Source organism: Shewanella sp. ECSMB14101 (assembly GCF_000773485.1).
Lineage (GTDB): Bacteria > Pseudomonadota > Gammaproteobacteria > Enterobacterales > Shewanellaceae > Shewanella > Shewanella marisflavi.
In genome coordinates, this window is sequence record NZ_JSFF01000047.1 from 1 (window position 1) to 7,144 (window position 7,144).

4 protein-coding genes are annotated in these 7,144 nt (G+C 48.6%); 2 read left to right on the forward strand and 2 right to left on the reverse strand.

The window, feature by feature from the left end:
* Positions 1–574: 574 nt before the first annotated feature.
* Positions 575–3,013 carry a putative bifunctional diguanylate cyclase/phosphodiesterase gene (locus NY07_RS18640; protein ID WP_235363981.1) on the forward strand — a complete coding sequence of 813 codons (2,439 nt, stop codon included), beginning with the start codon at positions 575–577 and terminating at the stop codon, positions 3,011–3,013.
* Here NY07_RS18640 and NY07_RS18645 read toward each other — a convergent pair.
* Positions 3,002–3,976, reverse strand: coding sequence for an alpha/beta fold hydrolase (locus tag NY07_RS18645; RefSeq protein ID WP_033540859.1), 975 nt, complete (start codon positions 3,974–3,976; stop codon positions 3,002–3,004). The two genes, NY07_RS18640 and NY07_RS18645, sit on opposite strands and share 12 nt — an antisense overlap.
* Before the next feature lie 114 nt (positions 3,977–4,090).
* Complete coding sequence (locus NY07_RS18650; protein WP_373681785.1) at positions 4,091–5,821, reverse strand: DUF885 domain-containing protein; 1,731 nt, start codon at positions 5,819–5,821, stop codon at positions 4,091–4,093.
* Between the two features lie 290 nt (positions 5,822–6,111).
* On the opposite strand from NY07_RS18650, the gene add reads away from it, so the two are divergent.
* Positions 6,112–7,107: an adenosine deaminase gene (gene add, locus NY07_RS18655; RefSeq protein ID WP_033540861.1), complete on the forward strand. Its 996-nt coding sequence runs from the start codon at positions 6,112–6,114 to the stop codon at positions 7,105–7,107.
* Positions 7,108–7,144: the final 37 nt, after the last annotated feature.

Here is a 7,144-nt window from a genome sequence, read left to right on the forward strand (position 1 = left end):
GCTTTTTTCGTTGTGTGATAAAAACTATCGCATGCTAAGGCACATGTAGTTAAGTCTCGTCTTTCTTAGCTGTATTGGCTCTTTACGAGCGTAAGCACCTCGCTTTGCGATATGCGCCTAGGGCAAGCTCTAGCTTATTTTGCTCATAAGCCTTGTCTGCGCTCTTTGGTTTTGGGCTTTAGTCGCCATATCCTCACTCTGTCTTGCCAATTTAAAGTTAGCAAAGGATTTTAAATCATCTCTATTTGAGCTGAGCCGTATCTTAATCAAGTAGTTAGTCAGGAGTGACTTTTGCTTCGTTGTAGAGATTTGTACGGCGGGGACGGATGATTTACTAGCTGTCTTGTGCTGAACTCTGTCTCTGGTTCAAACTGGTACTTATATACATATATTCAAATGCAATAATGTTTAGCCACGAGCTAACTTAATTGTGGCATAATCGACGCGAGCACATGCAGTAGATCCTCTATTGATAAGATGTGTGATGTGTGATGTCTGATGACCGTTTCTTTTAGGTGTGGTGGCTTTGCTGAAATATTTCTCACGACCCTCGCTAATTATTTTTGCACCGTTAGTGTGTATCTTGCTGTTTGCGATTTTTATCACCACAGCCTACTTCATCGAAAGGCAACAGGGGCGTGATCAGGCCTCTAACGCTCAGATGGTCGCCCTATCGCAACAGTTAATGAAAATGAATCACCTAGTGGGTGTGGCTGCCAAGAAACAGGACTTTTCTCGAGTCGAAGAAGAACTTGCGCTGATCGGTAGTGATATTTGGTTTTCTGTTTATACCCTGATCGATCGTGAGGGCCAGATTCGTTTTGCTAACCATGGTGTGTGGCGTGACAGTTCGGCGCAGTTGGTCATTGACGGTTATGCTACCCAAGTGCATGGTGAGAGTGTAGCCATTGGTCAGCCTAACCTTTTTTTTAACGATAAGCGCCAGTCGATACAAGCCTATTACCCTATTACTCCCGCAATTTCTCCAATGTCTGTTGAGCGTCCCGAGCTTATTTACCTTGAGTTCGATATGGCTCCTTTGCTTGCTGCGAGTGATGAGCAGGTGTTTGCAAGTCTGGCGCGGATAGGTGGGTTAGCTTTGTCTGCGATTCTAGTCTTGCTTAGCTTATTGTATTACTTCCTATTATTGCCAATTAGCCGGCTAAGCCGTGAAGCCGCGTCGCTTGGACAGCGTGAGGTAAAGCGTTATTCAGTGAACTCGCCGTTTATAGAGTTGGATGGCCTATCGAGTAATTTGAGCCTGTTTAAAGATAGATTTCAACTGGGTGCTAAACAGCTTAAAGACAGCGAACAAAGGTGGTTATTTGCGGTTGAGGTCTCTCGATATGGGATTTGGGATTGGAATCTCGAAGATGACAGTTTGTTTTTATCCGATCGTTGGCAGGATATGCTGGGTTATGGCCCAGAAGAGTTAGCGCCAGAACTCAGCAGCTGGGAGAGCCGCTTACACCCAGAAGATAAGACCTCAATTTTCGATAACTTGAATGATTATCTTAGGGGGGAGAGCGAGGAATTTGAGAGTGTCCATCGCTTGCGTCATAAGCAGGGGCACTATATCTGGGTGTTAGATAGGGGGATGACGGTAGAGTGGGATGAGAAGGGGAAGCCCGTTCGCATGATAGGTACGCTCTCAGATGTAACTGAAGACATTCGCAATCAAAAGGCTGCCTTGCATCAGGCGAAACATGACCCCTTGACGGATTTGGCCAATCGCCGTGCATTAATGGACGCACTTTATAGCCAACAAGAAGACACTGGCGCGTGTGCAGCACTCTTTATGTTGGACCTGGATAACTTTAAGGTGGTCAATGATGCATTGGGCCACCATGGTGGCGATAGGTTATTAATCCAGATCGCTGCCAGACTTTCGAGTTATTTTGCATCGAACTCCCTGATAGCCCGTCTTGGGGCTGACGAATTTGTGGTGTTAGTGAAGAAGCTTCCTGAAGATCTGCTTGGAGCACAGCGTCGGGCTCAAGCTCTGGCGAGCCAGATGCGCCAGTTGATCGCACGTAGTTTCCATATTAGTGGCCATACCTTTAACTTGTCTGCGAGTGTCGGCATTGCGGTTATCGATCCCAGCGAAGGCATCTTGCCTGAGCAGCAGTTCAAACGAGTCAACATGGCGTTAGCCCAAGCCAAGGAAAGTGGAAGAGATGCCTGTGTGGTTTACTGCAGCGAGATGGATAAGCGAGCCGCTCAAAATTTAATGATCCGAACCGAGTTGGTGCATGCCGTGTCGCGGCATCAATTGTCACTCTTCTATCAGCCCTTGATTAACGCTAAGGGAGATATTGCCTCTGTCGAAGCCTTGTTGCGCTGGAATCATCCGCAACACGGTGGCATTTCACCGGCTGACTTTATTCCTGTAGCCGAAGGCAGCTCGTTGATTATTGAGTTAGGTGAGTGGGTGTTGTTAGAGGCCTGTCGTTTTATTCGCGAATTGAAAGCACAGAATATTAATGCCCCTATGGTGTCGATTAATGTCAGCGCGCGTCAATTTCACCAAGATGAGTTTGCCCCTAATTTGCTTGCGCTGTTGACTGAGCAGGGAGTTAGCCCTCACCATATTGAGCTTGAGTTGACTGAACATGTATTGCTTACGGATCTGCAGCAGGTTAGGCAAACCATGAACTTGCTTAGAGAGGCGGGGATCAGCATTGCCGTGGATGATTTTGGTACCGGCTATAGTTCGCTGAGTTACTTACAAGAATTACCACTTAATCGACTTAAGCTAGATGCTAGTTTTATCAGGGACATGGGTAATGGCGAGGCGTCAGCCTCTATTGTGAAAGCCATGATCGATATGTCCCATAGCCTAGGACTGGCGTTTGTTGCAGAGGGGGTTGAGATACAGTCTCAATTCGATCAGCTGCAACGCTACCAGTGTGACTTATACCAGGGCTATCTTTTCCATCGTCCAATGCCAGGTGAGGAGTTGAGTAGACTGTTAGGTCGTCTGGCGGAGCAACGCTTTAAATCAAGTGTTTGAGTCGAGAAACTCCGCGAGATAACTGAGTGCCTGATTGCGGGCGGCATCGCATTCCATAAAAATTTCATGGCGGGCATTGGCGATCACCTTAAGCTGACATAGTCCGCCTACGGCAGCCTCTTGTGCCTGGTTTTCCACAATAGAATCTTCTTCGGCTTGCAAAATAAGCAAGGGTATTTGGCTATGCTTGGCGGCCATCACCGCTTGTTCACTGGCATCAAGGGATTCGGCTAACCAGCGATTGGTGGGTGAGCCGAGTTGCAGCTGTGGATAGGCTTCATACAGGCGGCGATATGCTTGATAGCGTATCGCACTGTGAGTCAAATCATTGGCTTCGAAGGGCTCTGGAGAGTAGTTCTTGCCGCTCAAGACATAGTTTGGCTGGCTAGTTGAGCCATTATCGAGTCGTTGAACTAGCCAGCGTACAAAGCGCTTCGGCATGGGTAGGCAGATGCCGTACATGGGGGCGGATAACACAGCCGCGTTGAACACATGGGGGGCCTGCTGCAGATACAGGGTGGCAATGGTACCGCCCATGGAATGACCCACGAGGAACAGACTGTCATGATGATTGGCTTTGACTATGGTTTCGATAAATAGCGCAAAGTCTTGCACATAGTCAGAAAACTTTTCTACATGTCCCTGATGTGGGTTATCGGTCAGTCTGGAGGAGAGACCTTGTCCTCTGTGGTCGATAGCGTAGACGCTATAGCCTAACTGGTAGAGGTCAAAGATGAGCTCTTGGTATTTAACATAGGCTTCCACCCGTCCACTACTGATCACTATTGCCCGGTTTGAATCTGGATGCAGCGCAGCGCAGTAGGCCAGCTTCAGATTATCGATTGTCGTCAACTCGCCCTGCTTTACTCCTTGCCAAAAGGTGTTTATCTGCTTGCTGTTGTCTTGTTGTTCGCTAGAGAAACTGAAGCTTGGGACGGTGACTGAATCGAGGGCTGTAGACATTGGACGCATAGATTAAGAAAAGAGAGCTAGAGTGTAGCACGATATTTTATCGGGATTAATGCCAGGTGCTCAAAGCGAGTCCTCTGACGCCTTCGCAGGCGCCAGAGGTGCACATTACAGCTTGGTTTGCGCCTTGATAAAGTCGTCTATCTGCTGCTCAAGTATTGCCATGGGGACAGAGCCATTAGCGAGTATGGCATCGTGAAAGGCACGGATGTCAAACTTGTCGCCTAACTCGGCTTCGGCCTTTGCCCGCAAGCGCTTAATGGTCAGCTCACCAATCTTGTAGGAGAGAGCTTGCCCAGGCCAAGAGATATACCTGTCAATCTCAGTAGTGACATTGTGCAGTGACAGCGCGGTATTGCTGGCCATAAAGTCGATCGCCTGTTGACGAGTCCAGCCCTTGGCATGCATGCCTGTATCGACCACCAGGCGGGCAGCGCGCCACATCTCATAGGTCAGGCGGCCAAAGTTGCTGTAAGGGTCTTGGTAGAAACCGCCTTCCAACCCCAGATACTCTGAGTAAAGTCCCCAGCCTTCACCAAAGGCCGAGATATAGCTATAGCGACGAAATTCGGGCAGCGAGGTGAGTTCCTTATTGAGGGAGATCTGCAGGTGATGGCCCGGAACGGCTTCGTGTAGGGTGAGCGCCTCCATTTCATAGAGTGGTCGTTTGTCTAGGGCGTAGGTGTTGACCCAATAGTAACCGGCTTGATCATCACTGTTGGAGCCTGAATAACGTCCTGTAGTGTATTTAGGGGCGATCTCTGCAGGAACCTCTTGAATGCCGTAAGGCGTGCGCGGAAGTTTGCCGAAATACTTTGGCAGCATGGCGTCGGCCTTCTTGGCGATAAAGGCGGCTTCTTTCAGCAGCTCTTCTGGCGTGGTGGCGTAGAATTGAGGATCGGTACGTAGGAAATGCAAAAAGTCGGCAAAGTCACCCTGATAGCCGAGCTTGTCGATGATAGTCTGCATCTCGTCGCGGATGCGTTTGACCTCTTTAAGTCCAAGTTGATGAACCTCGTCGGCGGTCATCGGCAGAGTGGTGTAATAGCGTACGCGGTTTTCATAGAAGGCCTTGCCATCGGGGAGATCTGCCGCCGCAATGCTCTGCCTTGCACCAGGAATATATTCCTGGGTCATAAAATCATAGAAGGCTTGATAACTAGGTAGTACAAGCTGTTCAATTAAACGCTTGCCTTCGGCTTCCATCTTGCCGCGCTGTGCAGCAGTGAAGTGCTTCGGAAATTGAGTAAAGGGTTTGTAATAACCACTTTGCTCAACCGGCACAATAAAGGCGCTAATACTATCTTCGAAGCCGGTTAATACCACTTTGGCGGGAGTGATCCCCTCTGCTAATCCCTGTTTGAGCCAATAGGTTTGCTGGTCAAAATACTTAGGTAGTGCCTTAAGCTTGCTCAGGTAGTTCAGGTAATCTTCTTCGGTATTGAAATTGCCTTTGGCTATCGAGGCTATATAGGCGTGAAAGCCGCTCTCAGCGGTAATGGGCAAGTAATGGTCGTGAAAACGATAGAGATCGACACTGTTTTGCAGTTGATATTGCAGTATCTGGGCGTTGATACGGGCTTCTTGATCCAGTGTCGAGAGATCTAATGCTGTTAGGCGGGCCAAGAGGGCAAGATTAGCGGTATTCATTCGCGCCAGCGCTTCCGGAGAAAGATCTTCTAGTTTTCCTGCCGCAGTCTTATCTCCCCTTGCATAGGCCATTTCTGGACTAGACTCTACTCTAAGCTGCCAAGCATCTTTAATGATACTCTGTAGTGCTTGTTCGCTGCCTTGAGTCGCGACTTGAGGTGTATTGACGGCATCGTTAGAGGGAGCCATTTGGCAGGCACTGAGGCTAAGTATGAGTAGGCAGGGAGCTAAGGGTCTATACATAAGTGTTCCTGTTGTTGTGATTATTATTCGCCCAGGAGTGGGTGTCATGATTATGCAATATTCAATTTTAGGGATCACCCGTATTGCAGAGAAATTTTCTGCAAAACTTGTAACAAAGATCAATTGAAAGCTGAACATAAGTTATGCATGCCGCTAAAAAATGCGTGTTATAGTTGCAACAACTTCAGACCAAACAAAAAATAATATTGGCTGAAGGGTTCACATAGGGGTTAAATATGATTGATACATCCATTCCGTTGGTGGATCTGCATCGTCACCTTGATGGTAACGTCAGGGTGGAAACGATATGGGAACTTGGCCATCAACATAACATAGCGTTGCCTTCAGAGACTTTAGAAGGTTTAGCGCCTTTCGTTCAAATTCAGGGTAAAGAGTCGAGTCTGGTCGCTTTTTTGAAAAAGCTAGACTGGATGGTTGCCGTTCTTGCCGATCTTGATGCGGTTAAACGTGTTGCCTATGAAAACGTTGCCGATGCGGCGATATCTGGGCTCGATTATGCTGAGCTACGTTTCAGTCCTTACTATATGGCGATGAACCACAAATTACCGATTGAAGGTGTGGTTGAAGCCGTTATCGATGGGGTTAAAGCGGGTATCAAGGAGCATGATGTGAAGATCAACCTGATCGGCATCATGTCGCGTTCCTTTGGTCAGGCGGCCTGTATGCAAGAGCTTGAGGCCCTACTGGCCCATAGGCAGCACCTGGTGGCGATGGACTTGGCGGGGGATGAACTAGGCTTCCCTGGTGCTCTGTTTAACGACCACTTTAAGAAAGTGCGTGATGCCGGCTTAGCCATTACTGCCCACGCCGGTGAGGCGGCGGGTGCAGAGAGTATGTGGCAGGCGATCACTGAGCTTGGTGCGACCCGTATCGGCCACGGCGTGAATGCTATCCATGATCCTAAGCTGATGGAGTACCTGGTGGCGAATAAGATCGGAATCGAGTCTTGCCCTACCAGTAACCTGCACACCTCAACTGTTACTAGCTACCAGGAGCATCCACTGCGGACCTTTATGGAGGCCGGTGTCTTGATTGGTCTTAATACCGATGATCCCGGTGTTAGTGCGATCGATATTAAGCATGAATATCGCACTGTGAAGCAGGAGATGGGCTTTAGCAACGCCGAGCTGGCTCAATTGCAACGCAACGGTGTAGAGATGGCCTTTATCTCGGATAGTGAGCGTAAGGCACTCTATGCCGCTAAGGCGTAACCGAGGCATGTGTCGTCCTAAAATACGTTGACAGTTT

Bases quoted from the DNA above. Each gene is read 5' to 3' on its own strand.
- NY07_RS18645 (WP_033540859.1), bottom strand. From the start codon at position 3,976: ATGTCTACAGCCCTCGATTCAGTCACCGTCCCAAGCTTCAGTTTCTCT.
- NY07_RS18650 (WP_373681785.1), bottom strand. From the start codon at position 5,821: ATGGCTCCCTCTAACGATGCCGTCAATACACCTCAAGTCGCGACTCAA.
- add (WP_033540861.1), top strand. From the start codon at position 6,112: ATGATTGATACATCCATTCCGTTGGTGGATCTGCATCGTCACCTTGAT.